Below are 23,364 nucleotides of genomic sequence, written 5' to 3'. Positions count from 1 at the left end.
CGGTCAGTCATGGGGTATCTGTCCCTCGACGCCCCGGCCCGGCATTGCCAGGCCGTCTACGGCCGCCCGTCCAGTGCGGGTCCGGTTTCAGGACCTGCCGCTGCGGGAGGATTGCAGCGCCGGTCGATACAACTTCTCGGGAGGAAGTTCGAATGCGAGTGTTTGATCGCAGCATGACCGACATCGTGGCCGGTGGCGCCACGAGCCTCGTCGGCCTGTTGACCGTCTATTTCGCCTGGGAGTATCCACTGGGCACCGCCCGCGACATGGGACCCGGCTACTTCCCGACCATCGCCGGCGTGGTCCTCGCGCTTCTCGGTCTCGGCATCGTCGTCGTCGAAGGTCGCACGCCCGTCGAGGAAGACCACGATTACATCCATCCGCGCCAGCTTCTGCTGGTCCTCGGCAGCATCGCGGCCTTTGCCGCGCTGGTCGGGCCTTTCGGGCTCGGGCCGGCAACCTTCGTTGCCGTCTTCCTGGCATCGCTCGCCGACCGGTCGCCGTCGCTGCTCCTCGCCGCAATGCTTGCGGTCCTGGTGACGGCCTTCTCGCTCGCCGCTTTCGTCTACGGCCTCGGCGTCCAGATTCCCGCGATCCGGTGGTAGTGATGGATCTCTTCTCGAACATGGCGCTCGGCATGGGCGTCGCATTCTCGACGCAGGGCCTGTTCTACTGCTTCGTCGGCGTATCGCTGGGCACGCTGGTCGGCGTCCTGCCGGGGCTGGGGCCGATGGCGTCCATCGCTATGCTCCTGCCGCTGACCTATCACGTCAGTCCCGCTTTCGCGCTCATCCTGCTCGCCGGCATTTATTATGGGGCTGCCTATGGCGGGCGCATCACCTCGATCCTGCTTAATCTGGCGGGCGAGGCCTCGAGCGCCGTCACCCTCATCGACGGCTACCCTATGGCGCGGCAGGGACGGGCCGGCGTTGCGCTGTTCATCACCGCGATCGCTTCCTTCGTCGGCGGCATTTTCGGCCTGATCCTGCTCGCCGCCTTTTCGCAGCCGCTTGCCGAACTGGCGATCCGGTTCAGCGCGCAGGAATATTTCTCGCTGATGCTCCTCGGCCTCGTGGCCGCCGCGCTGCTCGCCAGCGAGTCGCCTTTCCGCGCCCTGACGATGGTCGTCTTCGGCCTCGTCCTCGGCCTCGTCGGCATCGATCTGAACAGCGGCACGGCACGCTTCACCTTTGGCGTTCCCGCGCTTTATGACGGCCTGTCCCTTGTCGCGATCGCGGTCGGCCTCTTCGGTCTGCCCGAAGTCATGGCGACCGCCGGCTCGAAGGATCGGGCACGTCCGGCGCCGGGCAGGATCACGCTGAAGTCGCTCGCGCCGACGCGCGCCGACTGGAAACAATCGCTCATGCCGATCGTGCGCGGCTCGGCGATCGGCTCCTTCTTCGGCGCATTGCCCGGAACCGGCGGCGTGACCGCATCCTTCATGTCCTACGCGGTCGAAAAGCGCGTGGCCAAGGACCCGTCGCGCTTCGGCAGGGGCGCGATCGAGGGCGTGGCCTCGCCGGAAGCGGCAAACAATTCCGCAGTTCAGACCTCGTTCATCCCAACGCTCAGCCTCGGCATTCCGGGCGATCCGGTCATGGCGCTGATGCTCGGCGTGATGATGGTGCACAACATCCTTCCCGGACCGAACTTCATCGCAGGCCAGCCGGAGCTCTTCTGGAGCCTGGTGATGAGCTTCCTGATCGGCAACATCATGCTCGTCATCCTCAACGTGCCGATGATCGGTCTTTGGGTGCGCATCCTGCTCATCCCCTACCGCGTCCTCTTTCCTGTTATCATCGCGCTGGTCTGCATCGGGGTTTACAGCGTCGCCAACCAGGTGGTGGACCTCTATGTGCTCATCGCCTTCGGCCTGCTCGGTTACATCCTGAAGCTGCTGCGCTTCCAGGTCGCGCCGCTCCTTCTGGGGCTCGTCCTCGGGCCGATGCTGGAGGAAAATATCCGCCGCGCCATGGTGATCGCCGGCGGCGACTTCTCCAGCTTCTTCACGCGTCCCCTGAGCGCCGCTTTCCTCGCCTGCATCGCCGCGATTGTCCTCTGGACCGCGATTTCGCGGTTGCGCGGACGCCATCGCGCGCTGGCGACGCCGGCCGAAGGTGCAGGCTGAGGCCGGGAGACAATCGCATGTCGGGACAGTCGAGCGTCCTTGTCACCAGTCATGGCGCCTATCGCACGATCGCGCTGAACCGTCCGGACAAGCTCAACGCCTTCACCAGGGCGCTGCATGGCGAGTTGCCCGCCGCGTTGCAGGCAGGCGGCGGAGGCCGACAACGCCTGTCGCGCCGTCCTTCTGACGGGCGCTGGGCGGGCCTTCTGTGCCGGGCAGGACCTGACGGAGCGCGTCTTCGTCGACGGCGTCGAGCCTGACCTGTCGGAGAATTTGCGGGAGCTACAATCCGCGGATCAGCTTCATTCGCAATTCGCGCCTTCCCGTCGTCGCCGCCGTCAACGGCGTTGCGGCCGGCGCGGGCGCGAGCCTCGCCTTTGCCTGCGATATCGTCATCGCCGCAGCGCCCGGAGATGCCATCGCCCCCGAGAGATTCCGGAACGGGCGTCGCGATCAACACGGTCCTCTGGCACGAGATTGGCGGCGAACCGGCGAACGCCGCCGATGTCGAGATCCACGCTTCGCTGAAGTCCCTCCGGGCCTTCTCTCGCGAATTCCGAGAAGGCCGGCATCGTGCCGCCGGCAGGTTCTGCGTGGCTCTCAGTCAGCGAAATAGGCGGGATGTCGCGCCGCCAGCTTGGGCAGCGACAGCAGGATTTCGGACAGGTGCTGTCGCATCGTCGTTTCCGCCTCCTGCGGCGAGCGACTGGCCAGGGCGGCGACGATGTTCCGATGCTGCTCGATGATGGTCTCCAGGGGCGTTGCCTCCGGCAGCGACAGATAGCGTACCCGATCCATCTGCGCCTTCAGCCCTTCGAGCACCCGCCAGGCATCCTCGCAATCGGCACTGCGGGCGATTGCCTGGTGAAATTTCTCGTCCAGCCGCAGGAACGCGGCGTTGTCGCCATTGACGGCTACTGCGCGTTGCTCGGCGATCAACGCCTCCAGCGCGGCAATGTCCGCATCGGTAGCTTCCACTGCCGCCTTCCTGGCGATGGCGACCTCGATTGCCTCGCGCAGGAATCGGGCGTTGCCCACTTCGCGCATGGAGATCATCCGGACGAAGGTGCCGCGCTGTGGCCGGATCTCCACCAGCCCCGTTTCCGCGAGCTTGATGAAGGCTTCACGAACCGGCTGCCGGGATACGCCGAGCTGCCGGGCGATCTCCGCCTCGGACAAGGGGTTTCCGGGGCGAAACTGGAGCTGGATGATCGCCGCTCGCACGCTCTCGAAGACGCGGCCTCCCATCGTCTGCTGCCGAAGGCGCCGGCCATCCTGTTCCAGTGCGGAAAGTGAGAAATCGACGGTCATGTTGACAATTCTATACTACCATACTAGCCTACATGAAAGATGCATTGGTCTGGGAGGAACACATGCAACACGTCTCGCTGAAGGCATTGGTGCCTGTGGCATTGCTGGCCCTGACGTGGCCGGCGCTGGGTGCCGACCACACTCTGAGCATCAACACCGCCCTTACCACCGACGACCCGCTCTACAAAGGGCTCGAGAGCTTCCGCGACGCCGTCGCTGAACGATCCAAAGGGGCGATCGAGGTCAAGCTGTTCCCCAATTCGCAGCTCGGCCCGGACGAGGACGTGCTGGAGCAAGCCAGGGCCGGCGCGCCGGTCGCCGTGGTTGTGGATGGTGGCCGGCTTGCAGTCTTCCAGAAGGAGTTCGGCGTGCTCGGCGCGCCTTATCTCGCCTCGGGCTACGACGGGGTCCGCAAGGTCGTTACCTCGCCGCTGTTCGAGGAGTGGGTCAAGAAACTTCATGACGGTTCCGGCCTGCAGGTGCTCTCCTTCAACTGGTGGCAGGGCGAGCGGCAATTATGGACCAAGACCCCGGTCAATTCGCCGGCCGACTTGAAGGGCGTGCGCATGCGCACGATCGGTTCTCCGGTCTGGCTCGAGACAATCGGGGCCATGGGCGCGACCCCGACTCCGATGCCCTATGCCGAAGTCTACTCGGGCCTGCAGCAGAATGTAATCGACGCGGTGGAAGCGCAATTGCCCGCCGGACAGGGGTCAAAGCTCTTCGAGGTCACCAAGTTCGTGACCAAGACGCATCATATCAATCTCATAACCGGGCTTGTCACCAGCGGCGCCTGGTTCGACGCCCTGCCGACGGACATGCAGGCGATGTTGCGTGAGGAGGGCCTGAAGGCAGGTGACGTCGCCTCGCGCGGGACCGGCGATTCCCTCGCGAAGATCGAGCAGCAGCTCAGGAATGAAGGCATGACCGTGAACGAAATCGATGTGCGGCCCTTCGAGGAGGCTACCGCCGGAGTTTACGACAAGTTGGGGTACGGTGAGCTTCGCGCGGAACTGCAGAAGATCGTCGGGCAATAATCATCGGGATCCATGCGACCTGGTTGAAACGTCCGTGCCGAGAATGGCCGAAATGCTCAATCGTCTCGCCTGACTGGAATTCGTTGTCGGGGCCTGCCTGCTGACGGCGATCGTTGTTCTCGTGTTCGTCGCCGTGATCATGCGCTTCTTCGACCGGCCTCTGATCTGGTCGGTCGATGTCGCGCAACTGCTTTTCATCTGGCTGTGTTTCGTGGGCGCGACGCGGGCGATGCGGGAGAAAGGTCACATCGGCATCGAACTGTTCACACGCCATCTCGGCCACCGCCGACGCTTCGCGCTGGAGATGCTGCTTTCCGTCGTCATTCTCGTCTTCCTTGCCTTCCTCGCCGTCGAAGGATGCAGGCTCACCTTGTTCAACCGGCAGCGCCTGTTCGGTGACAGCGGGCTCTCCTATGCCTGGGTCACCGCGGCCGTCCCCGTCGGCTCCGTCATGCTCGGCATCGCGCTGGCCTCGAACATGGTGAAGGCATGGCGCTCTCGCGCGCAGGGTGCGCTGGTCTATTCGCGCACCGGCGGCGAAGCCGCTCCGGCGTCGGAACTCTGAGCCATGGTTCTCATCACGCTGGTCTTCTTCGTCCTTATGTTCCTGGGAATGCCCGTGGCTTTCGCCATCGGTATCTCGGGATTCATCTTCTTCGTGACCGATTCGACCATGCCAATGTCGATCGGCGTCCAGAAGATAGCGACGATGAGCCAGAGCTTTCCACTCCTGGCGGTTCCGTTCTTCGTGTTTGCCGGCCACCTGATGAACGAGAGCGGCATCACCGCGAGGCTGTTCCGTTTTTCGTCGGTAGCCGTCGGCTGGATGTCGGGTGGGCTGGCCCAGGTCGCGATCGTTCTGTCGACCGTGATGGGGGGCGTCTCCGGTTCGGCCGTCGCCGACGCGGCGATGGAGGCCCGCATTCTCGGTCCCTCCATGATATCGCATGGTTATGCGAGGGGGTTCTCGGCTGCGGCCATCGCCGTCGGATCGCTCATTACGGCCACCATCCCTCCGTCGATCGGCCTGATCCTCTACGGCTATGTCGGCAATGTCTCGATCGGGCGGCTTTTCCTTGCCGGTATCGTTCCGGGGCTCCTGATGATGTGCGTGCTCATGGCCACGACCTATGTGATCGCCAGGCGCCGCAACTATGTGGTCGCCAACACCGAACGACCAACGACGAAGGCTCTCGTTTCGGCGGTGTGGGGCGCGAAATGGGCTCTGCTTTTCCCGGTCGCGCTTGTCTTTGCCATTAGAGGAGGCGTGTTCACGCCGTCGGAGGTCGGCTCACTGGCTGTCGTCTACGCCGTGGCGGTCGGCTTTCTCGCACATCGTGAACTGGACTGGTCGAAGATGTGCCGTGCCTTCGAACATGCGATCTCCGACATCGGGCTCATCACGATCATCATCCTGATGTCGGGCATGGTGGGGTTTGCCATCATCTATATGCAAGTGCCTCAAGGCATCTCGCATTGGATGCTCAACCGCATCAGCAATCCGCAGATGATCGTCGCGGCCATTCTGCTTTTCCTGCTCGTCGCCGGCTGCTTCGTGGAAAGCACCGTCCTTGTTCTGCTCCTGACGCCGATCTTCGTTCCCATCGTCGCGCAGGCAGGCGTGGATCCCGTGCATTTCGGCATCCTCATGATGAGCATCGTAACGCTCGGCGGCATGACGCCCCCGGTCGGCGTGGCCATGTTCGCCGTCTGCTCGCTCATGGATGTCAGGATCGAGGACTACACCCGGGAGGCGGTGCCCTTCGTCGCCGCGGTGGTGGGCCTCATCTTCGCGCTGCTTTTCCTGCCGGGCCTGGTTCTGTGGCTCCCAGATCTGGCGTTTGGCTGACGATACGGCGAGCGGGATTCGGAGAAGCACAATGCGTCATTGCTGGCGATGGTTCGGGCCGGTGGACAAGGTGACCTTGTCCGACGCCCGTCAGGCTGGTGCGGTGGGCATCGTCTCAGCGCTGCATCATGTGCCGCCGGGCGCGGTGTGGCAGCCAGCGGAGATCGAGAAGCGGCAGCGCGAGGTCGCGATGCTTCCCGAGGGGGTGCCAAGCGGCCTCCGATGGGAAGTGGTCGAGAGCTTGCCGGTCTCGGAAGCGATCAAGACACAGGCCCGCAACTGGCGCGAACACGTTGCCAACTACCGCATCTCGCTCGAAAACCTTGCCCGGGCCGGCCTGTCGACTATCTGCTACAACTTCATGCCCGTGCTCGACTGGACGCGCACCGACCTCGCATGGCGCGTGCCGCATGGCGGGACCACCATGCGTTTCGACTTGGTCGACTTTGCAGCGTTCGACCTGCACATCCTGAAGCGCACTGGCGCAGCCGGGCACTACCGCGCCGACATGGTCGAAGCCGCGGACGCCCGCTTCGCCGCCATGGACGACAGCCGGCGAGCCAGGCTGGCCGCCAGCGTCAACGCGGGCTTGCCGGGATCGGCCGAGGACAATTCGTTGGACGGGCTCATTCGGCGGCTTGATCTCTACAGGGGGATAGACGCGGCCAGGCTTCGCCGGCATCTCATCGATTTTCTGGCCGAGGTCGTCCCGGTCGCCGAGCGGCTCGGCCTTCGGCTCTGCTGCCACCCCGACGACCCGCCCTTCCCACTGCTCGGCCTGCCGCGGATCATGTCGACGGAGGCGGACTACACCCACGTGCTGAGGGAGGTGGACAGTCCGGCCAACGGCGTCACCTTGTGCAGCGGCTCGCTTGGCGCGCGCCCCGACAACGACCTTCCCGGCATGATCGAGCGATTTGGCTCGCGCCTTCACTTTGTGCATTTGCGAAACGTGACGCGCGAGACGCCGGACTGGCCCTGTTCCTTCCACGAGGCCGAGCATCTTTCCGGCGATGCCGATATGGTGGCGCTTGTTGCCGCGCTGTTGAACGAAGAGGCACGCCGCCGCGCGCACGGCCGTGCCGACTGGGAGATACCGATGCGGCCCGATCACGGTCAGGATATACTCGACGACCTGAAACGCGGGGCGCAGCCCGGCTATCCTGCCATCGGCCGGCTGAAGGGCCTGGCCGAATTGCGCGGTGTCGAATGCGCAGTGGCAGCCATCGGCACTCGATGAGATCTGCGACCGCTCTCATTGGCTTGAAGGGGTGTCCCGGGTGCGTTCAGTTAAATGCTGCGTGAGGCATGGGCACGTATGATTGATGCCCTTGGCCTCACCGCAGCGGCAGGGCGTGGCTCTGCTTGACGGTTTCGCTCGGCACGTCGGTCTTGACGTTCTGGATGCCGTTGACCCTGGTGAGATGAGCGGCCTGAAAACGGCGATAGTCCTCCAGGTCGGCCACGACCACGCGCAGCAGCGCATCGCTCTCGCCGAGCATGATGTAGCATTCCACCACCTGCTCGAGCTTGCGCATGGCGGCGATGAAGCGATCGATCGTCTCGGCGTCCTGCGCCGTCAGCCAGACGCGGGCGAACATGGTGAGTCCCAGTCCGACCCTTTGCTGATTGAGCACCGCGACATAGCGGTCGATGACGCCGGCCTCCTCCAGCAGTTTCACGCGGCGCAGGCAGGGCGACGGTGACAGGCCCACCTCCCTGGCGAGGTCGATATTGGAAATGCGCCCGTTCCGCTGCAGCGCGCGCAGGATGCGCTTGTCGATGTCGTCGAGCATCATTGGCAGAATATTCCACGAATTGCCTGATCACGGCACGTTGTGCTGGATATTGGGTGTTGGCTGGCATCTTCGCAACAACATTGCGCGTCGCCGGGCCTAGCCTCGGAAAATGGAGATCTCGCACGCGCTCCTCTTCGTCGCAACCGTGCTGCCGCTGATCTGCACGCCGGGGCCCGACATGCTGTTCATCGCCTCGCAAGCCTTGTCCGGCGGGGCGGCGGCCGGGCTGCGCGCCACGGGAGGCGTCTGCCTGGGCTACGTCGTCCATTCGCTGCTCGTCGCGGCAGGCGTGGCCGCGATCATCTCCGCCTCGCCCGTCCTCTTCGAGGCGCTGCGCTGGTTCGGCGTCGCCTATCTCGCCTGGCTTGCCCTGCAGCTCATCCGCGCCGCGCTGCGCCCGGGCGGGCTCGACCTGCCGCGCGCCGATACCGGTGGTCAGCTCGGCCGCGGCTTCCTGACCGCCTTCCTCAATCCGAAGGGCATGATGATCTATTTCGCCATCCTGCCGCAGTTCATCGACCACGCCGCCCCGGTTGGTCCGCAGGCGCTGGTGCTGTCGGCGATTTTCGTCGCCCTGTGCGGCCTCGTCTACGCCGTGCTCAGCTTCATGCTCGGAGCCCTGCGGCAACGCGGCGGCTTCGGCGATCGCCGCCGCCGCGTCGTCGAGGGCACGGCCGGAGCCCTGCTTGTCCTCGCGGCGGGACGGCTCGCCATGGGAACGCGCTGATACGCGCCGGCATTGCCACGTGCGATCACTTCTTGCTGACCCGCCCGTGACGGGCATTGACTCCGGGGACGGAAGATCGGATTTTCCGACTGCCAACGTCAGGTTGCCGAATCGTGCCCGCCCGTCCCGTCGGTGCGGGTTTTTTCTTGCCTGTGCGTTGACGTCGTGGATTCGCCTTGGTCCTGTTAGAATCCAGTATTTAACAGGACGCGGCCGTGTCCGGATTTCACCGGAACATGGCGACAAGGCGTCTCGACGGCAATAGTCTGTGCCGCGGCGCGATTCCCGATCGGCGGGAGGTTCGAGGAACCTGCCGACGCTCGGCGCGTTGCTTGGAGTCGTAACACTGGCAGAGGGTCAGATGAGGGAATTCAACCGCCGCAGGCTTCTGACGATCGCTGCGGCCGGCGCTGCTTCGGCGGCGCTTACCGCCTGCTCGAGCGTTCGGCCCCGGGCCTATGCGCAGATGCCGGAGCCTCTGCCTCCGCTCGCGCCGGCCATGCCTGCCTTCGGCGACCCCGCGCTGATCTATTCGGCGGTGGTCGACGAGGGCTACAACATCCCGGCCATCCCGTATCAGAACGTCGATCCGCAGTTCTACAGGCAGGTGGTGCCCGACCCCACCGGCGAGCAGCCGGGAACCGTCGTCATCGATACGAGCGCCCATTTTCTCTATCTGGTCGGCAATCTCGGCGAGGCGATCCGCTACGGCGTCGGCCTCGGCCGGCAGGGCTTCGAATGGTCCGGCCGCGGCGTCATCGAATGGAAGCAGAAATGGCCGCGCTGGTTCCCGCCCGACGACATGATCGCGCGCCAGCCCGAACTGGCGAAATACCGCGCACGCCAGATTCCCGGCAAGAACGAATGGGAAGGCGGCATGGAGCCCGGCATCATGAACCCGCTCGGCGCCCGTGCGCTCTATATCTTCCAGGATGGCAAGGACACGCTCTATCGGCTCCACGGCTCGCCGGAATGGCAGTCGATCGGCAAATCGGTGTCATCGGGCTGTGTCCGCTTCATCAACCAAGATATCATCGACCTCTATGAGCGTGTGCCCGACGGCACGCCGATCGTCGTCACCGGCGGCCTGCCGTCCCTCGCCTAGTTCGAAGCCTTCCTGTTTTTCCGCAAGGCCGATCGACGCGCGAACTCGATGCACCGTCCGATACGGTCAAGAATCGGCATCCCGCCGACATCGACTTTCTGATATGCTAAAATGATAGACAGCCTGGTGAGGTCTGCCGACGGCGGACGATGACGATGTCCGAGCTACGCGAGACATGGGAAGCAGCAGCGTCCGGTTGGGCGAAATGGGAGCACGTATTAGCAACGGGTCTCTCCAACGCCACTGAGGTGCTGATCGAAAGGGCCGGTGTCCGGCCGGGCATGCGGGTTCTTGATCTTGCCTGCGGCGCCGGCAGCCAGAGTATCCAGGCGGCGAAGCGCGTGGGCCCGGACGGCAGGGTCGTGGCCAGTGACATATCGGCCGCCATGCTGGACCATGTGCGCCGAAACGCTGCTCTCGCAGGCCTGCAGAATATTGAAACGCTGGAATCTGCGGCGGAGGACCTGGCAAAGCCGGAGGCGTCCTTCGACGCGTCGATCTGCCGGTTGGGACTGATGCTCTTCCCATCGCCGCGCAAGGCACTGGAAGCTGTCCGGCGTGTTTTGAAGCCGGGCGCGCGTTTTTCGGCGCTGGTGTTCACGACGCCGGCCGGCAATCCCGTCATGGCGCAGCCGATGGCGATCCTGCTGCGCCATGCTGGCAAGTCGCCTCCCGCGCCCGGGCAGCCCGGATTATTCGCGTTGGGAGGCGAGGGCGTCTTGGAGCGCTTGATGACTGAAAATGGCTTTGGGGATGTGACAATGGAGGTCGTCCGGGCATCGCTTGTCGTGCCGAGCGCGTCCGATGCCTTGCAGTTTCTGCAGGAAGCCGCCGGCGCCTACCGGGCGGTGGTGGCTGACCTCGACGATGCAGACAGATCCAAGGCGTGGAGCGAGGTCTATGAATGCCTGAAGCAGTTTGAAGCCGGTGGCAGCTTCGCGACCGAGCTCGAGCTGCTCATCGGGTCGGGCGCCAGGCCGAGCTAGATCGTGATCGCGTTCCGGGCACTTCAGCCGATCGCCATGGCGGCCTCTTGCTTCGCCGCTTCCCGCAAAAGCATGCCGAAGAGATCGCGCGGCTCGTCGGGATCGGCGAGCAGGTCGAGCTCCTCGTAGAAGGGAAACGCCTTCAGCTGGTCGCGCACATAGCGCAGCGCCGAGAAATCCTCGATGGCGAAGCCGACGGAATCGAACAGCGTGATCTGGCGCGGGTCCGTGCGGCCGGGTGCCGCGCCCGCCAGCACCTGCCACAGCTCCGTCACCGGATGATCCGGGTCGAGCTGCTGGATCTCGCCTTCGATCCGCGTCTGGGGCGTATATTCCACGAAGATGCCGGAGCGCAGAAGGATGTCGCGATGCAGTTCCGTCTTGCCCGGGCAGTCGCCGCCCACCGCATTGATGTGCACGCCCGTGCCGACCATGTTGTCGGTCAGGATCGTGGCATATTGCTTGTCGGCGGTGACCGTGGTGATGATCTCGGCGCCCTCGACGGCCTCCTGGCCGGTGCCGCAGATGGTGATGTCGAAGCCCATGCCTTCGAGGTTCTTCGCACAGCGGCGCGAGGCCGCCGGGTCGATGTCGTAGAGGCGCAGCCTGTTCGTCCCGACGATGGCCTTGAAGGCGATAGCCTGGAACTCCGACTGCGCGCCGTTGCCGATCAGCGCCATCGTGTCGGCGCCGTCGGGCGCGAGCACCCGCGCCGCCATCGCCGAGGTCGCGGCGGTGCGCAGCGCCGTCAGGATCGTCATCTCGGTGAGCAGCATCGGATAGCCCGAGCCGACATCGGACAGCACGCCGAACGCAGTCACCGTCTGCAGGCCTTCGCGTGTGTTCTTGGGATGGCCGTTGACATATTTGAAGCCATAGAGCCGGCCGTCGCTGGTCGGCATCAGCTCGATCACCCCTTCCTGGCTGTGCGAGGCGACGCGCGGCGTCTTGTCGAACAGCTCCCAGCGCCGGAAATCCTCTTCGACATAGGTCGCGAGCTCGACCAGGAAACGCTCGACGCCGATGGCGAGCACGAGCTTCATCATGCTGTCGACGCTGATGAAGGGCACGATGTTGAGCTTGGCGGTCATTTCAGTAACTCCGGGTCGGGCGGTCCATGATGCGGCGGCCCATCAGGCTCGCCGTCAGGTCGACCATGAGGGTAGCGGTCCGGCCGCGTTCGTCCAGGAAGGGGTTGAGCTCGACCAGGTCGAGGCTGGTGACGAGGCCGGAATCGTGGAGCATCTCCATCGTCAGATGCGCTTCCCGGAAGGTCGCGCCGCCAGGCACCGTGGTGCCGACCGCCGGCGCGATCGACGGGTCGAGGAAGTCGACGTCGAGGCTGACATGCAGCATGCCCTTGGCCGCAGCCACGCGCTCAAGGAAGGCGCGCAGCAACGGGGCGATGCCATGTTCGTCTATCGCGCGCATGTCGTGCACCGTCACGCCGGCCTCGGTCAGGGCAAGGCGCTCCGCCGGGTCGACACTGCGCAGCCCGAGCGTGCAGATACGCGTGGGGTCCACCGGCGCCGGCAGTTCCGGGAAATAGCCGGCGAAGCCCGGCCGGCCGCTGGCATAGGCGAGCGGCACGCCGTGGAGATTGCCGCTCGCCGTCGTGTCGAGCGTGTGGAAATCGGGATGGGCGTCGAGCCAGAGCACGAAGAGCGGCCGGCTCTGCTCCCCGGCCCGGCGGGCGACGCCCGACAGCGTTCCGGCCGAGATCGAATGGTCGCCGCCGAGGAAGATCGGCATGGCGCCGGCGCTGGCGCGGTAGGCGGCTTTGGCGATCGCCGTCGTCCAGGCCGCGATCTCCGGCAGCGCCTTCAACGCCTCGTTGGCATGGGGAAGCGGCTGGGCCGGCTCCGGGTGGACGGTGCCCAGATCCTCGACTTCATGGCCAAGCTCCCGCAGCGTTGCGACAAGCCCGGCGGTTCTCAGCGCGCTCGGCCCCATTTCGCATCCCATGCGGCCGGCTCCGTCCTGGACCGGCGCTCCCAAAATCCTGCAGTGCATCTGTCGCTCTCGTCAAAGGGTCGACGACATTGAACGAGGCTTGGCCGGCGAATTGAAGAGCCTGAAATGATAGATTTGGCATGACATTTGCGCGAAACGGCAGCAAGATCGAGCGGATTGGAAACTCCGATGGACGAACTGGACAAACGTCTTGTCACCTTGCTGCGCCACCAGGGCCGGCGCAGCATCTCCGACCTCGCGGCGGATCTCGGCGTATCGCGCGCCACGGTGCGGGCGCGCATGGAGCGGCTGGAGAAATCCGGCGACATCGTCGGCTACACCGTGGTGCTGCGTGCCGACGCGCTCGACCAGGCGGTTCGCGGCATCATGCTCATCGAGATCGAGGGCCATGCCGCCGACCGCGTGATCCGCGCTCTCGGCGGCTTCTCGGAGGTGGCCGAGATCCACACCACCAACGGCCGCTGGGACATCGTGGTCGAACTCGGCACTTCGACGCTGACCGATTTCGATTCCGTCCTTCGCCGGATCCGGCTCATCCCGGGCATCACCGGCAGCGAGACCAATCTTCTGCTGGCCACCCCGCGCAGCACGCGGGCGAGGCTCTGAGCAGGTTTCGGAAAGGTCCCGCGGTTTCCGACAAAAACCTGCGGCAAGAGAGGAGGCCAGGCGGGTGAAGCGTGGGCGAAGCCAAGCAAACCTGCTCAGGGCACCACGCCCCGGCATGCCCAGGCCACCGATGCGAAGGAGCGCGGGCCATCCGGCCTGCCGGCCTCGTAGGCAGCCCTCACCGCGGCATCGGTTTCGGCCTTCTGCGCCGGATTGAGCGTGGCGACATATTTGCCGAGCGGCCCTTCGCCTGCGGCGATGGGTTCCCAGAAGTCGTCGAAGGATTTGTAGTCCATGCGGATCAGCAGCGAGGCCTCTTCCACCTCGGTCAGGCCGTTCTTCACGAAGCTCTTCTTCATCTCGCCCGGCTGCATCATCGGCTGGAAGCAATAGCGGCTGCGCAACTCGCGGGCGTTCTCGTCGAGCACCGCCATCGTATCGAGCGCCATGCGCATGACGGGCATGCCGCCGATATGGTCCCAGACCGCGGCGGCCACCACGCCGCCGGGTCGCACGACCCGCCGCATTTCACCGATGGCCTTCCCGGCTTCGGGCACGAAATGCAGGACGAGCAACGACATGGCGCGGTCGAAACGGCCGTCGTCGAACGGCAGTGCGCAGGCATCCGCCTCCTGGATGGTGATGCGCCGGTTCTTGTTGCGCTTCCTGGCCGCCGCGACGAATACGGGCGAATAGTCGATCGCGACGATCTCGGCGAGGTCGGCCGCCTTCGGCAGGGCGAAGGTGAGGCTGCCCGTGCCGCAGCCGACGTCGATGACGCGCTCGCCGTCCGCCAGACCCGCGAAGTCGATCAGCAGCGGCGCGAGCGTCCGGCTCCAGCGGCCCATGAGCTGCTCGTAGCCGGCTGCGTTCTGGACGTTGAAGCTTGACGGCATCGGAGCCTCCGCGAGCCAAGGAAACCCGCATGCTACCGCATCGGGCCGCGGGACGGTACGTCATCGGAAAGCCGGATGGGTCGGCAAAAAGCGGTAGCGCATCCCTGCAACCAGCGATACGGGCACGCCCGCTCGCCTCGCTTGGGGAGTGCTTGTTTCTGCAACTTTGCCAACAGCTTGCCCTCCGTCCACTTCAGGATGGCGCCCGGTTGACCGTAAGCAGCGCGTCGATCTCGTCGCGCTTGGGGCTTGGCGCAGCAGAATCGCTCGATCCGCATCCGCAGGGCCTCTGCCGCCCGCAGACGTAAAACGTCCGTTCTGACGCTACGCCGATAAATCGCCAGCGAAATGTTGCAATCAATCGTCGCTTTTGCGATGAACGGGCGATGTCAAGGAGAGCGGAGTTCGACATGACAAACAGTGAACGCCCCCGAAACATGATCGTGTCATCCAGACATCTGGCATCGGAAGATGGCTGGCAAGCTTCTGAATTCGAGTACGGCCTGATCATCGCCTACAACGGATTCGCCCGCTGGGTCAGCCGTTGCATGGCAACTGCCGGCGAACAGAGCCTCACCGTTCTCGAGATACTGATCCTGCATCATGTCAACCACCGGGCGCGCCAGAAGAGGCTGAACGACATCTGCTTTCTTCTGAACATCGAGGATACTCACACTGTCAATTATGCGCTGAAGAAATTGCAGAAAGCTGGTCTGATCGCGGGGGAGAAGGTGGGCAAGGAGATCTTTTACCGCGTTACGCCGGTGGGCGAATCGCTTTGCGAAAAATATCGGGAAATCCGCGAAGAATGCCTGATCGACAGCATCAAACATCTGGACAACGATCCCCAGACGCTGAGTGAAACCGCGGCAATCTTGAGAATGATGTCGGGAATCTATGACCAGGCATCGAGAGCTGCCAGCTCCATTTGAGGGGCGCCGGCTGCCATCACCGCCCTATCCAGACGGTCGATGAAATCGATCGTTGAAGCGCGACCGCGTGGCCCGCGCCCGTTGGCGAAAGCCGGCGGCACGGAAGGCCTGCGCCGGTGGTTGAGGCCTTTGGTACTGGTTCAGTTGCCCATCAGTCCCGGCAGGTAGGTGACAACGCCGGGAAACAGCGTGATCAGGACGACGGCTACCAGCAACAGGAGGAAGAACGGGAACGCAGATCGCGCGATGCGCAGGATGTCATATCCCGTGAGGCCCTGGATCACGAACAGGTTGAAGCCGACAGGTGGCGTAATCTGCGACATCTCGACGACGATGACCAGATAGATCCCGAACCAGAGTGGATCTATGCCCGCCGCCTGCACCATCGGCATGATGATCGAGGTGGTGAGGACGACGACCGAGATGCCGTCGAGAAAGCAGCCGAGCACCACGAAGAACACCGTCAGTGCGGCAAGCAACGCGTAGGGCGAAAGCCCGAGCGAACCGATCCACTCGGCAAGCTGACGCGGGATACCGGTGAAGCCCATCGACACGGAAAGAAATGCCGCGCCGACCAGAATGAACGCGATCATGCAGGATGTGACGGTTGCACCCATCAGGCTTTCACGGAACATGTTCCACGACAGCGATCCGTTGAAGGCTGACAGAACAAGCGACAATACGACACCGACAGCAGCGGCATCCGTCGGCGAGGCGATGCCAATGTAGATGGATCCGATCACGCCTGCGATGAGCAGCATGACAGGGATCAGGCGGCGTGAGGCTTTCAGCTTCTCGACGAGGCTCACCTTTTCGCGATCGGCCGGAATGGCGTTGGGCCGAAGCAGCGCATAGGCGGTGACATAGGCAATGAACAACCCCACCAGCATCATGCCGGGAAGCACCCCGGCGATAAACAGCCGGGCAATCGACTGCTCCGTCGCAACCCCATAGACGATCAGGATGATCGATGGCGGGATGAGCAGGCCGAGCGTTGCGGAGCCGGCAAGCGAACCGATGACGAGGCCCTCGGGATAGCCGCGCCTGGTCAACTCCGGCACGGACAATTTGCCGATGGTTGCGGCTGTGGCGGCCGATGATCCGGAAACGGCGGCAAAGATCGCGCAGCCGAAGACATTCACATGAAGCAGGCGGCCGGGGAGGCTATGCAACCAGGGCGCAAGGCCGGAGAACATATCTTCGGACAGGCGCGAGCGAAGCAGGATCTCCCCCATCAGAATGAACATGGGCAAGGCGGCCAGCGCCCAGGCCGTGCTGTTTCCCCAAAGGGTCGTGGCCAGGATCGGTCCGATCGGAGCCGAAGACATCATCGACATTCCGAGGCCTCCGACGATGATGAGCGAGAAGGCGACCCAGGTTCCTGCGCCAAGCAGAGCGATGAGTACGATGAAGAGAACGGAAATGGCGGCGAAATCGGACATGGCCGTCACTCCGTCGACGCGTTTTCGATCACCGGGCGCCGAGCCCGGATCGTCTGGACGAGAAGGTCGACCAGTGCCACGGCAAAGATCACAAGACCGAGCAGCATGACCGCCTGCGGGACAAACAGCGGTATCGCGACGATACCCGAAGATACGTCCCCGAATTCCCACGAATCCATGGTCAGCTTAGCCATATAGCGCGCGGCAAAGATGGCTGTGGCCGCGCATATCGCGAGAACGAAGATCTCCAGCCCGAACCGGACGCGGTCTCCGGTGACCCCGGTCAGTAAGGTGACACGGATATGCCCACCCTTTTGCAGCGTATACGACAGCGCCAGAAAAGACGAAGCCGCAAGAAAATAACCTGCAAAATCGGCATAGGACGGGATGGTGGGGGACAGCCCGAATATCCCGATCTTTGCAATGACGTTAAGGACGACCTGCGTACAGACGAGCAGGCAAATCATGCAGATAAACATCGCGGCCAGACCGCCGCTGATCGAATACAACGCGTCGAGTGTCCGTCGCATGTTTCCGGCCCCTGAGATGAGCGGGCCGGCTCTTCCAGCCGGCCCCTCGACGCTTATTTGTTATACTCGGCCATGATGGCCTTGGCGTCCTCGGATGCGCCCGCGGCCCATTCCTCCTGCATCTTGGCGCCGATCGCCTTGAGCCCTTCCAGGAGTTCCGCGCTCGGCTCGACAACCTTCATCCCGTTGGCCTTGAGTTCCTCGGTCTTTGCGTCGGTTTCCTTCATGCTCATCTCCCAGCCGCGCTTTTCGGCGTCAGCGGCAGCGTCGAGAATAGCCTTTCGGGTCGCTTCGTCCAGCGCGTCGAATGCGGCCTTGTTCACCACCACGACGTTCTTCGGCACCCAGGCATTGATCGGAGTGTAGTAGGATACGTAGTCCCACGCTTTTCCGTTCGCGCCGGTCGAAGGCGAGGTGATCATCGCTTCGACCTGGCCGGTCGAAAACGCCTGCGGGATATCCGGAACCTCGACCTGCACCGGGGCGGCACCCGCCGCGGCGGCGAATTTCTCCAGCGCGGCGTTGTAGGCGCGGAACTTCAGACCCTTGAGATCGTCGACCGTCTTGATCTCCTTGTTCGTGTAGAGGCCCTGGGGCGGCCAGGGAACCGAGAAGAGCGGCATCAGGCGCTGCTTCTCGAGCAGCTTTGTGATGACCGGTTTCTGGGCATCCGACATTTTCTTGGCGTCTTCATAGCTGGTGGCCACGAAGGGTTCTGAGTCCACGCCGAAGGCGGCGTCCTCGTTCGCGAGGGTGGACAGGAAGAACTCGCCGATCGGAACCTGGCTGCTGCGGACCGCATTCTTGATATCGCCGTGCTTGATCAGCGACCCCGCCGAATGGACGGTGATCGTAACCGCGCCGTCGGTCTTGTCGGCTACTTCCTGGGCGAAGGTCCGGATGTTTGCGGTGTGAAAGGTCGCATCCGGATATGGGGTCGGCATGTCCCAGTTGTCCGCCCGTGCGACACTGCTGGCCGCTACCGCAGCGACAAAGGCCGCGGCCAGTATGGAACGCGAAATGAAGGTCATTTTGTTCTCCCTGTGAGCTTCCCACTCGTCGAATCTTTCCCGCGTTCTCGTGACGCAATGAAGGCCGAAAAGACACGTTGACAAAATGTCATCGTTTTGTAGTTAAATCAACAAAAAAATGGAATCGGGAGTTTTCTCATGCCTCATGCCAAATGGGACTTCTGGATTGATCGGGGCGGCACCTTCACCGACATCGTTGCGCGTCGGCCGGACGGTTCCCTTCAGTCTCACAAGCTGCTCTCGGAAAACCCCGAGCGATACAGGGACGCAGCCGTTCAGGGGATCCGGGAGCTTCTTGGGCTCGGGGCAGACGATCCGATTCCGGAAGGCGCGATCGACGCGGTGAAGATGGGCACGACAGTTGCCACCAACGCGCTTCTGGAACGAAAGGGCGACCGGACAGTTCTGCTGATCACCCGGGGGATGCGGGACCTGTTGAGGATAGGCTATCAGAACCGTCCGAGGCTCTTCGATCTGGAGATTGTGCTGCCCGAACTCCTTTATGAGAAGGTCATCGAGGTGGAAGAACGCCTCGACGCCGAAGGCAAGATCGTGACTCCGATGAAGCTGAGCCAGGTGCGCGACGCGCTAGGCGCCGCCTATGCGAAGGGCTTCCGCTCCGTCGCGGTGGCCCTGATGCACGGATATCGTTTCCCCGACCACGAACGGAGAATCGGCGAGATGGCCCGTCAGCAGGGCTTTGAGCAGATCTCGCTCAGCCACGAGGTCAGCCCGCTCATCAAGCTGGTCTCGCGAGGCGATACGACGGTGGTGGATGCCTATCTCTCACCCATCCTGCGGCGATATGTCGGCCAGGTCGGCGATGCGCTTGGCGCCGATCACGGCGGCTGCAAGACGCTCATGTTCATGCAGTCGAATGGCGGTATGACGGATGCCGCTCTGTTCCAGGGCAAGGATGCGATTCTTTCGGGGCCGGCGGGCGGGGTCGTCGGCATGGTGCGCACGGCTCAAGAGGCCGGGTTCGGCAAGCTGATCGGGTTCGACATGGGCGGTACCTCGACCGACGTTTGCCACTTCGCCGGAGAGTATGAGCGCTCTTTCGAGACCGAAGTGGCTGGTGTGCGGATGCGCGCGCCGATGATGAGCATCCACACTGTCGCGGCCGGTGGCGGCTCGATCCTGTCCTACCGCCAAGGGCGGATGCAGGTCGGCCCGGAAAGCGCTGGCGCGAATCCCGGCCCCGCGAGTTATCGCCGGGATGGGCCGCTCGCGGTGACTGATTGCAACGTGGTGCTGGGCAAGCTGCAACCCGAGGAGTTCCCTGCCGTCTTCGGACCAGGCGGAGACATGCCCCTCGATGTGGAGGCCGCGCGCCAAAAGTTCCGGTCCCTGGCCGCGGAAATCGCCGCCGAGACCGGTGAGGCCGAGATCGGCGTCGAGACGCTCGCCGAAGGCTTCCTGCGCATTGCAGTCGAGAACATGGCCAATGCGATCAAGAAGATCAGCGTCCAGCGCGGCTATGACGTGACCAAATACACCATGAACTGCTTCGGTGGTGCGGGCGGTCAGCACGCCTGCCAGGTGGCGGACGTTCTGGGGATGGGAAGCATCTATATCCATCCCTTCGCCGGGGTGCTTTCGGCCTTCGGCATGGGACTGGCCGACATTCGCGCCATCCGCGAGCATCAATTCGCGGCCTCTCTCTGCGAGGTCGCGAGGGCGCGGGAGGTGCTGGAGCGCATCGGCGCACAGGCGCGCGAGGACGTCTCAGGGCAGGGGATCGCCGAGACGCAGATCGGCGTGATCCTGACGGCCCATATCCGCACGCCCGGATCGCACCAGACCCTGCCGGTGCCCTTTGCGTCGGAATCCGAGATGCGGGCCGGATTCGATGCGGCGCACAAACAATGTTTCGGTTTCGTCCCGGATTATGACGATCTCATCATCGACCTCCTGACCGCCGAGGCGGTCGGATCGACGGGCGAGGGTGTTTCCTTCGAACCGAACGCGGCCGAGGAAAGCGGGGAGCGGATCGCGCGGATGTTCACCGAAGGCGGGTGGCGCGACGTGCCGCTGGTGCGGCGCGAGGCGCTGCGCGCCGGAACGAAGGTGGACGGACCTGCGATCGTCGTGGAGCCGATCGGCACCAACGTGGTCGAACCCGGCTGGCGGGCCGAAGGGTTGGCGGGTGGCGGGCTCGTCCTTCGCCGCGTCAAACCGCGTCAGCGCAAGGAGGCCATCGGCACCAGCGTCGACCCGGTGATGCTCGAAGTGTTCAACAACCTGTTCATGTCGATCGCTGACCAGATGGGCGCCACGCTCGCCAACACCGCCTATTCGGTGAATATCAAGGAACGCTACGATTTCTCCTGTGCGGTCTTCGATGCGAGCGGCGATCTTGTCGCCAACGCCCCGCATGTGCCCGTTCATCTGGGCTCGATGAGCGACAGCGTGCGCACGATCCTGCGCGAGAACGCCGGCAAGATCCGCCCCGGCGACGTCTTCATGATGAACAATCCCTACAATGGGGGCACCCACCTGCCTGACGTGACGGTCATCACCCCGGTCTTCGACACGGACGGAAAGGACGTCATCTTCCTCACCGCCTCGCGCGGGCACCATGCCGATATCGGCGGCAAGACTCCCGGATCCGCCCCGCCCGATAGCCGCCATATCGACGAAGAAGGCGTATTGATCGACAACTTCCTGCTGGTGGATCAGGGCATCCTGCGCGAGGCCGAGACGCGGAATCTCCTGGCGTCGGGTCGCTATCCCTGCCGAAACATCGACGAGAACATGGCCGACCTCGCCGCCCAGATCGCGGCGAACGCGACCGGCGCGCAGGAGTTGACGCGCATCGTCGGCCAGTTCGGGCTGGACGTGGTGCGGGCCTATATGGGGCATGTGCAGGACAATGCCGAGGAAAGCGTACGCCGGGTGCTCGATGTGCTGAAGGATTGCTCTTTCACCTATCCGCTCGACAGCGGGGCTGAGATCAAGGTGGAGATCTCCGTCGATCACTCGGCGCGCACGGCGCTGGTGGATTTTGCAGGCACGTCCGAACAGGATCGGTTCAACTACAACGCTCCGTTCTCGATCTGCCGCGCGGTGGTTCTTTACGTGTTCCGCACCCTCGTCGGCGCCGATATCCCGATGAACGAAGGTTGCCTGAAGCCAATCGAGATCCAGGCACCGAGGGGTTCGATGATCAACCCGGAATATCCGGCCGCCGTTATCTCGGGCAACACCGAGGTCAGTCAGGCCATCGCCGACACGCTCTATGGTGCGCTCGGTGTGGTCGCGGGGTCACAGGGGACGATGAACAACTTCGTCTACGGCAACGCGCGCATCCAGAACTACGAGACGATCTGCGGCGGCACCGGCGCTGGCAAGGGCTTCAATGGCGCCAGCGCCGTCCACAGCCACATGACCAACACCCGCATGACCGACCCCGAGGTGCTGGAAACCCGCTTCCCCGTCCGGGTCGAGGAATTTTCCATCCGGCGCGGATCCGGCGGCGCCGGCCAATGGCACGGCGGTGATGGCATCACCCGGCGGCTACGCTTCCTCGAAGAGATGACAGCGACGGTCCTCTCCTCACACAGAGACGTGTCGCCCCATGGTGCCGCGGGAGGCCAGCCCGGCCGAACCGGCGAAAACCATGTCGAGCGCAAGAACGGGACCATCGTGCGCCTGAAGGGCAACGACGAGGCGCTCATGGCGCCCGGCGATGTCTTCGTGATGAACACTCCAGGCGGCGGCGGTTATGGCGCGGTTTCGAGCAAGAAGGCGTAGAAACGAGTTCCTTGTCCGTGAGGTTGCGGCCCTCCTCGCGGGCATCGTCGAAGCTTGAGGCAATTCGTCAGGCCAACCCGATCGGATTGTTCGAGTTCGCCGAATGCGTGCTAACTGTCGATGATCTGACGTTTGACGGACAGGGCCGCGCCTCCCGGGAGGCCGGGACGCATCGCATGGAGGAATGCATGGGTGACGACCTCTTCCCCGGTTTCCGGAGCGACAGGTTGAAAGGTCCCGGCGGGCCGCTCTTCGCCCGTGTCGGCGGAGACGGGCCGCCGCTCGTGCTCCTTCACGGCTTTCCCCAGACGCATGTCTGCTGGCATCGTGTCGCGCCGGCCCTGGCGAAGGACTTCACCGTGGTCTGCCTCGACCTTCGCGGTTACGGCGCCTCGGCCGCGCCGCGCGGCGACGGCCGTTCGACCTATTCCAAGCGCCGGATGGCCGAGGATGTGGTGGCGGCCATGAGCGAGCTCGGTCACCAGCGTTTCTCGCTGGCGGGACACGATCGCGGAGCGCGTGTCGGCTACAGGCTGGGGCTCGACCATCCCGACCGGCTGGAACGGCTGGCGCTGCTCGACATCGTTCCGACCAGCATCTTCTGGACGCAGATCCGGAGCGGCAGTTTCTCCGCGCCGCACTGGACCTATCTTGCCGGCCCCTCGCCGCAAACGGAGGACGAGATCGGCAAGGACCCTGTCGCCTATTTCGACGCGCTTCTGGCGCGATGGTCGAGCAGCGGTTCGCTGGATGCGTTCGATCCGCGTGCCCATGCGGCCTACCGCGCGGCCTACATGCAGCCGGAACGGATCCACGCCTTCTGCGAGGACTATCGCGCCGGCGCGACGAGCGACGTCGAAGCGGACGAGGCTGATCTGGCGGCGGGCCGCAGCGTCGCCTGCCCGACCCTGCTTTTGTGGAGCAGCTATCTCACGCGCGGCGAAGCGGCCAAGGCCGAAACGCCGCCGCAGGTCTGGAAACGCACCTTCGCGCCGCAGGCCGAGGAGGTGCAGGTCGACGCCGGCCATTTCATTCCCGAAGAGGCGCCCGAAGCGACGCTCGCCGCACTGTCCGCCTTCTTCAAGGCCGGCGCGTCGTAGTCGCCGTCACGACAGCGGGACCATGCTTCCCTGGCCGAGGCGTGGATCGCCGACATGATCGTCCGGCTCGCCGTTTCGTGGCCGTTGGTCGCTATCGAATTCAGGGGCGATCGCGAAGCCGTGCATGACAAGTATGCAGTCGGCGAGCGCCGGCG

General features: G+C 64.1%; 23 protein-coding genes. 15 read left to right on the top strand and 8 right to left on the bottom strand.

The features are described from left to right. The first annotated feature begins 152 nt into the window (after positions 1-152). From JN302_RS04320 to JN302_RS39740, 4 genes are read left to right on the top strand one after another with little or no spacing between them, the layout of a single operon-like run. Complete coding sequence (locus tag JN302_RS04320) at positions 153-605, top strand: tripartite tricarboxylate transporter TctB family protein (RefSeq protein ID WP_202310266.1); 453 nt, start codon at positions 153-155, stop codon at positions 603-605. Between the two features lie 2 nt (positions 606-607). Beyond that, on the top strand, positions 608-2,128 hold the full coding sequence (locus JN302_RS04315; RefSeq protein WP_202331982.1) for a tripartite tricarboxylate transporter permease: 1,521 nt from the start codon (positions 608-610) through the stop codon (positions 2,126-2,128). A gap of 17 nt (positions 2,129-2,145) precedes the next feature. Then, positions 2,146-2,388, top strand: a complete 243-nt coding sequence (locus JN302_RS39745; RefSeq protein WP_342215920.1) for a hypothetical protein — start codon at positions 2,146-2,148, stop codon at positions 2,386-2,388. Then, positions 2,385-2,744, top strand: a complete 360-nt coding sequence (locus JN302_RS39740; RefSeq protein ID WP_342215982.1) for an enoyl-CoA hydratase-related protein — start codon at positions 2,385-2,387, stop codon at positions 2,742-2,744. The genes JN302_RS39745 and JN302_RS39740 overlap by 4 nt, the downstream gene beginning before the upstream one ends. On the opposite strand, the gene JN302_RS04305 is transcribed toward JN302_RS39740, so the two are convergent. Beyond that, positions 2,729-3,439 carry a GntR family transcriptional regulator gene (locus JN302_RS04305; protein ID WP_244742945.1) on the bottom strand — a complete coding sequence of 237 codons (711 nt, stop codon included), beginning with the start codon at positions 3,437-3,439 and terminating at the stop codon, positions 2,729-2,731. The two genes, JN302_RS39740 and JN302_RS04305, sit on opposite strands and share 16 nt — an antisense overlap. 62 nt (positions 3,440-3,501) lie before the next feature. Between JN302_RS04305 and JN302_RS04300 the strand changes: the two genes are divergently transcribed. The 4 genes from JN302_RS04300 to uxuA all read left to right on the top strand — a co-directional run bounded on the left by JN302_RS04300 (position 3,502) and on the right by uxuA (position 7,565). After that, positions 3,502-4,476, top strand: coding sequence for a C4-dicarboxylate TRAP transporter substrate-binding protein (locus tag JN302_RS04300; protein WP_202310264.1), 975 nt, complete (start codon positions 3,502-3,504; stop codon positions 4,474-4,476). A 121-nt stretch (positions 4,477-4,597) separates the two neighbouring features. Further along, positions 4,598-5,041 (top strand): TRAP transporter small permease, encoded by a 444-nt coding sequence (locus JN302_RS04295; RefSeq protein ID WP_202331980.1) that lies wholly within the window; start codon positions 4,598-4,600, stop codon positions 5,039-5,041. A gap of 3 nt (positions 5,042-5,044) precedes the next feature. Continuing rightward, a complete protein-coding gene (locus tag JN302_RS04290; protein ID WP_202331978.1) occupies positions 5,045-6,325 on the top strand; it encodes a TRAP transporter large permease in 1,281 nt (426 codons plus the stop codon). 31 nt (positions 6,326-6,356) lie between these two features. Beyond that, the gene (gene uxuA / locus JN302_RS04285) at positions 6,357-7,565 is read left to right on the top strand and encodes a mannonate dehydratase (protein WP_202310261.1); all 1,209 of its coding nucleotides are present in this window, start codon (positions 6,357-6,359) and stop codon (positions 7,563-7,565) included. Positions 7,566-7,662: 97 nt separating this feature from the next. On the opposite strand, the gene JN302_RS04280 is transcribed toward uxuA, so the two are convergent. Then, complete coding sequence (locus JN302_RS04280) at positions 7,663-8,130, bottom strand: Lrp/AsnC family transcriptional regulator (RefSeq protein ID WP_202314521.1); 468 nt, start codon at positions 8,128-8,130, stop codon at positions 7,663-7,665. 103 nt (positions 8,131-8,233) lie between these two features. Here JN302_RS04280 and JN302_RS04275 point away from each other — a divergent pair, with 103 nt between their 5' ends. The 3 genes from JN302_RS04275 to JN302_RS04265 all read left to right on the top strand — a co-directional run bounded on the left by JN302_RS04275 (position 8,234) and on the right by JN302_RS04265 (position 10,942). After that, positions 8,234-8,851, top strand: coding sequence for a LysE family translocator (locus JN302_RS04275; protein WP_202310260.1), 618 nt, complete (start codon positions 8,234-8,236; stop codon positions 8,849-8,851). Positions 8,852-9,212: 361 nt separating this feature from the next. Continuing rightward, positions 9,213-9,956, top strand: coding sequence for a L,D-transpeptidase (locus tag JN302_RS04270; RefSeq protein WP_202331976.1), 744 nt, complete (start codon positions 9,213-9,215; stop codon positions 9,954-9,956). Positions 9,957-10,111: 155 nt separating this feature from the next. After that, entirely contained in the window at positions 10,112-10,942 is an 831-nt protein-coding gene (locus JN302_RS04265) for a class I SAM-dependent methyltransferase (RefSeq protein WP_202331974.1), read from the top strand. A 23-nt stretch (positions 10,943-10,965) separates the two neighbouring features. Here JN302_RS04265 and JN302_RS04260 read toward each other — a convergent pair whose 3' ends face one another. Together JN302_RS04260 and rocF are read right to left on the bottom strand one after the other, a co-directional pair. Continuing rightward, entirely contained in the window at positions 10,966-12,033 is a 1,068-nt protein-coding gene (locus JN302_RS04260; RefSeq protein ID WP_202331972.1) for an ornithine cyclodeaminase, read from the bottom strand. 1 nt (position 12,034) lies between these two features. After that, positions 12,035-12,955 (bottom strand): arginase, encoded by a 921-nt coding sequence (rocF, locus tag JN302_RS04255; protein WP_202331970.1) that lies wholly within the window; start codon positions 12,953-12,955, stop codon positions 12,035-12,037. Between the two features lie 129 nt (positions 12,956-13,084). Between rocF and JN302_RS04250 the strand changes: the two genes are divergently transcribed. Beyond that, positions 13,085-13,522: an Lrp/AsnC family transcriptional regulator gene (locus JN302_RS04250; RefSeq protein ID WP_202310255.1), complete on the top strand. Its 438-nt coding sequence runs from the start codon at positions 13,085-13,087 to the stop codon at positions 13,520-13,522. 95 nt (positions 13,523-13,617) lie between these two features. Here the strand turns inward: JN302_RS04250 and JN302_RS04245 are convergent, their stop codons facing one another. Beyond that, entirely contained in the window at positions 13,618-14,418 is an 801-nt protein-coding gene (locus JN302_RS04245; protein WP_202331967.1) for a class I SAM-dependent methyltransferase, read from the bottom strand. 410 nt (positions 14,419-14,828) lie between these two features. Here JN302_RS04245 and JN302_RS04240 point away from each other — a divergent pair, with 410 nt between their 5' ends. Then, a complete protein-coding gene (locus JN302_RS04240) occupies positions 14,829-15,350 on the top strand; it encodes a winged helix DNA-binding protein (RefSeq protein WP_202310253.1) in 522 nt (173 codons plus the stop codon). A 140-nt stretch (positions 15,351-15,490) separates the two neighbouring features. Here the strand turns inward: JN302_RS04240 and JN302_RS04235 are convergent, their stop codons facing one another. The 3 genes from JN302_RS04235 to JN302_RS04225 are packed head-to-tail and all read right to left on the bottom strand — an operon-like array spanning position 15,491 to position 18,353. After that, entirely contained in the window at positions 15,491-16,792 is a 1,302-nt protein-coding gene (locus JN302_RS04235) for a TRAP transporter large permease (RefSeq protein WP_202310252.1), read from the bottom strand. A gap of 5 nt (positions 16,793-16,797) precedes the next feature. Then, the gene (locus JN302_RS04230; protein WP_202310251.1) at positions 16,798-17,322 is read right to left on the bottom strand and encodes a TRAP transporter small permease; all 525 of its coding nucleotides are present in this window, start codon (positions 17,320-17,322) and stop codon (positions 16,798-16,800) included. Between the two features lie 53 nt (positions 17,323-17,375). Beyond that, on the bottom strand, positions 17,376-18,353 hold the full coding sequence (locus JN302_RS04225) for a TRAP transporter substrate-binding protein (protein ID WP_202310250.1): 978 nt from the start codon (positions 18,351-18,353) through the stop codon (positions 17,376-17,378). 138 nt (positions 18,354-18,491) lie between these two features. On the opposite strand from JN302_RS04225, the gene JN302_RS04220 reads away from it, so the two are divergent. Both JN302_RS04220 and JN302_RS04215 read left to right on the top strand, forming a co-directional pair. Next, positions 18,492-22,109, top strand: a complete 3,618-nt coding sequence (locus tag JN302_RS04220; protein WP_202331965.1) for a hydantoinase B/oxoprolinase family protein — start codon at positions 18,492-18,494, stop codon at positions 22,107-22,109. A gap of 188 nt (positions 22,110-22,297) precedes the next feature. Next, positions 22,298-23,209 (top strand): alpha/beta fold hydrolase, encoded by a 912-nt coding sequence (locus tag JN302_RS04215; protein ID WP_244846188.1) that lies wholly within the window; start codon positions 22,298-22,300, stop codon positions 23,207-23,209. Positions 23,210-23,364: the final 155 nt, after the last annotated feature.

This window comes from Mesorhizobium sp. L-8-3 (assembly GCF_016756615.1).
Classification (GTDB): domain Bacteria; phylum Pseudomonadota; class Alphaproteobacteria; order Rhizobiales; family Rhizobiaceae.
The sequence above is the reverse complement of the archived record's forward strand: the minus strand, read 5'-3'. Positions and strand labels throughout refer to the sequence as shown.

What these genes read in the sequence shown, in the direction of transcription:
- JN302_RS04320 (WP_202310266.1), top strand. Translation starts at nt 153, where the DNA reads ATGCGAGTGTTTGATCGCAGCATGACCGACATCGTGGCCGGTGGCGCC.
- JN302_RS04315 (WP_202331982.1), top strand. Translation starts at nt 608, where the DNA reads ATGGATCTCTTCTCGAACATGGCGCTCGGCATGGGCGTCGCATTCTCG.
- JN302_RS39745 (WP_342215920.1), top strand. Translation starts at nt 2,146, where the DNA reads ATGTCGGGACAGTCGAGCGTCCTTGTCACCAGTCATGGCGCCTATCGC.
- JN302_RS04305 (WP_244742945.1), bottom strand. Translation starts at nt 3,439, where the DNA reads ATGACCGTCGATTTCTCACTTTCCGCACTGGAACAGGATGGCCGGCGC.
- JN302_RS04300 (WP_202310264.1), top strand. Translation starts at nt 3,502, where the DNA reads ATGCAACACGTCTCGCTGAAGGCATTGGTGCCTGTGGCATTGCTGGCC.
- JN302_RS04290 (WP_202331978.1), top strand. Translation starts at nt 5,045, where the DNA reads ATGGTTCTCATCACGCTGGTCTTCTTCGTCCTTATGTTCCTGGGAATG.
- uxuA (WP_202310261.1), top strand. Translation starts at nt 6,357, where the DNA reads ATGCGTCATTGCTGGCGATGGTTCGGGCCGGTGGACAAGGTGACCTTG.
- JN302_RS04275 (WP_202310260.1), top strand. Translation starts at nt 8,234, where the DNA reads ATGGAGATCTCGCACGCGCTCCTCTTCGTCGCAACCGTGCTGCCGCTG.
- JN302_RS04270 (WP_202331976.1), top strand. Translation starts at nt 9,213, where the DNA reads ATGAGGGAATTCAACCGCCGCAGGCTTCTGACGATCGCTGCGGCCGGC.
- JN302_RS04265 (WP_202331974.1), top strand. Translation starts at nt 10,112, where the DNA reads ATGTCCGAGCTACGCGAGACATGGGAAGCAGCAGCGTCCGGTTGGGCG.
- JN302_RS04260 (WP_202331972.1), bottom strand. Translation starts at nt 12,033, where the DNA reads ATGACCGCCAAGCTCAACATCGTGCCCTTCATCAGCGTCGACAGCATG.
- rocF (WP_202331970.1), bottom strand. Translation starts at nt 12,955, where the DNA reads ATGCACTGCAGGATTTTGGGAGCGCCGGTCCAGGACGGAGCCGGCCGC.
- JN302_RS04250 (WP_202310255.1), top strand. Translation starts at nt 13,085, where the DNA reads ATGGACGAACTGGACAAACGTCTTGTCACCTTGCTGCGCCACCAGGGC.
- JN302_RS04245 (WP_202331967.1), bottom strand. Translation starts at nt 14,418, where the DNA reads ATGCCGTCAAGCTTCAACGTCCAGAACGCAGCCGGCTACGAGCAGCTC.
- JN302_RS04240 (WP_202310253.1), top strand. Translation starts at nt 14,829, where the DNA reads ATGACAAACAGTGAACGCCCCCGAAACATGATCGTGTCATCCAGACAT.
- JN302_RS04235 (WP_202310252.1), bottom strand. Translation starts at nt 16,792, where the DNA reads ATGTCCGATTTCGCCGCCATTTCCGTTCTCTTCATCGTACTCATCGCT.
- JN302_RS04230 (WP_202310251.1), bottom strand. Translation starts at nt 17,322, where the DNA reads ATGCGACGGACACTCGACGCGTTGTATTCGATCAGCGGCGGTCTGGCC.
- JN302_RS04225 (WP_202310250.1), bottom strand. Translation starts at nt 18,353, where the DNA reads ATGACCTTCATTTCGCGTTCCATACTGGCCGCGGCCTTTGTCGCTGCG.
- JN302_RS04220 (WP_202331965.1), top strand. Translation starts at nt 18,492, where the DNA reads ATGCCTCATGCCAAATGGGACTTCTGGATTGATCGGGGCGGCACCTTC.
- JN302_RS04215 (WP_244846188.1), top strand. Translation starts at nt 22,298, where the DNA reads ATGGGTGACGACCTCTTCCCCGGTTTCCGGAGCGACAGGTTGAAAGGT.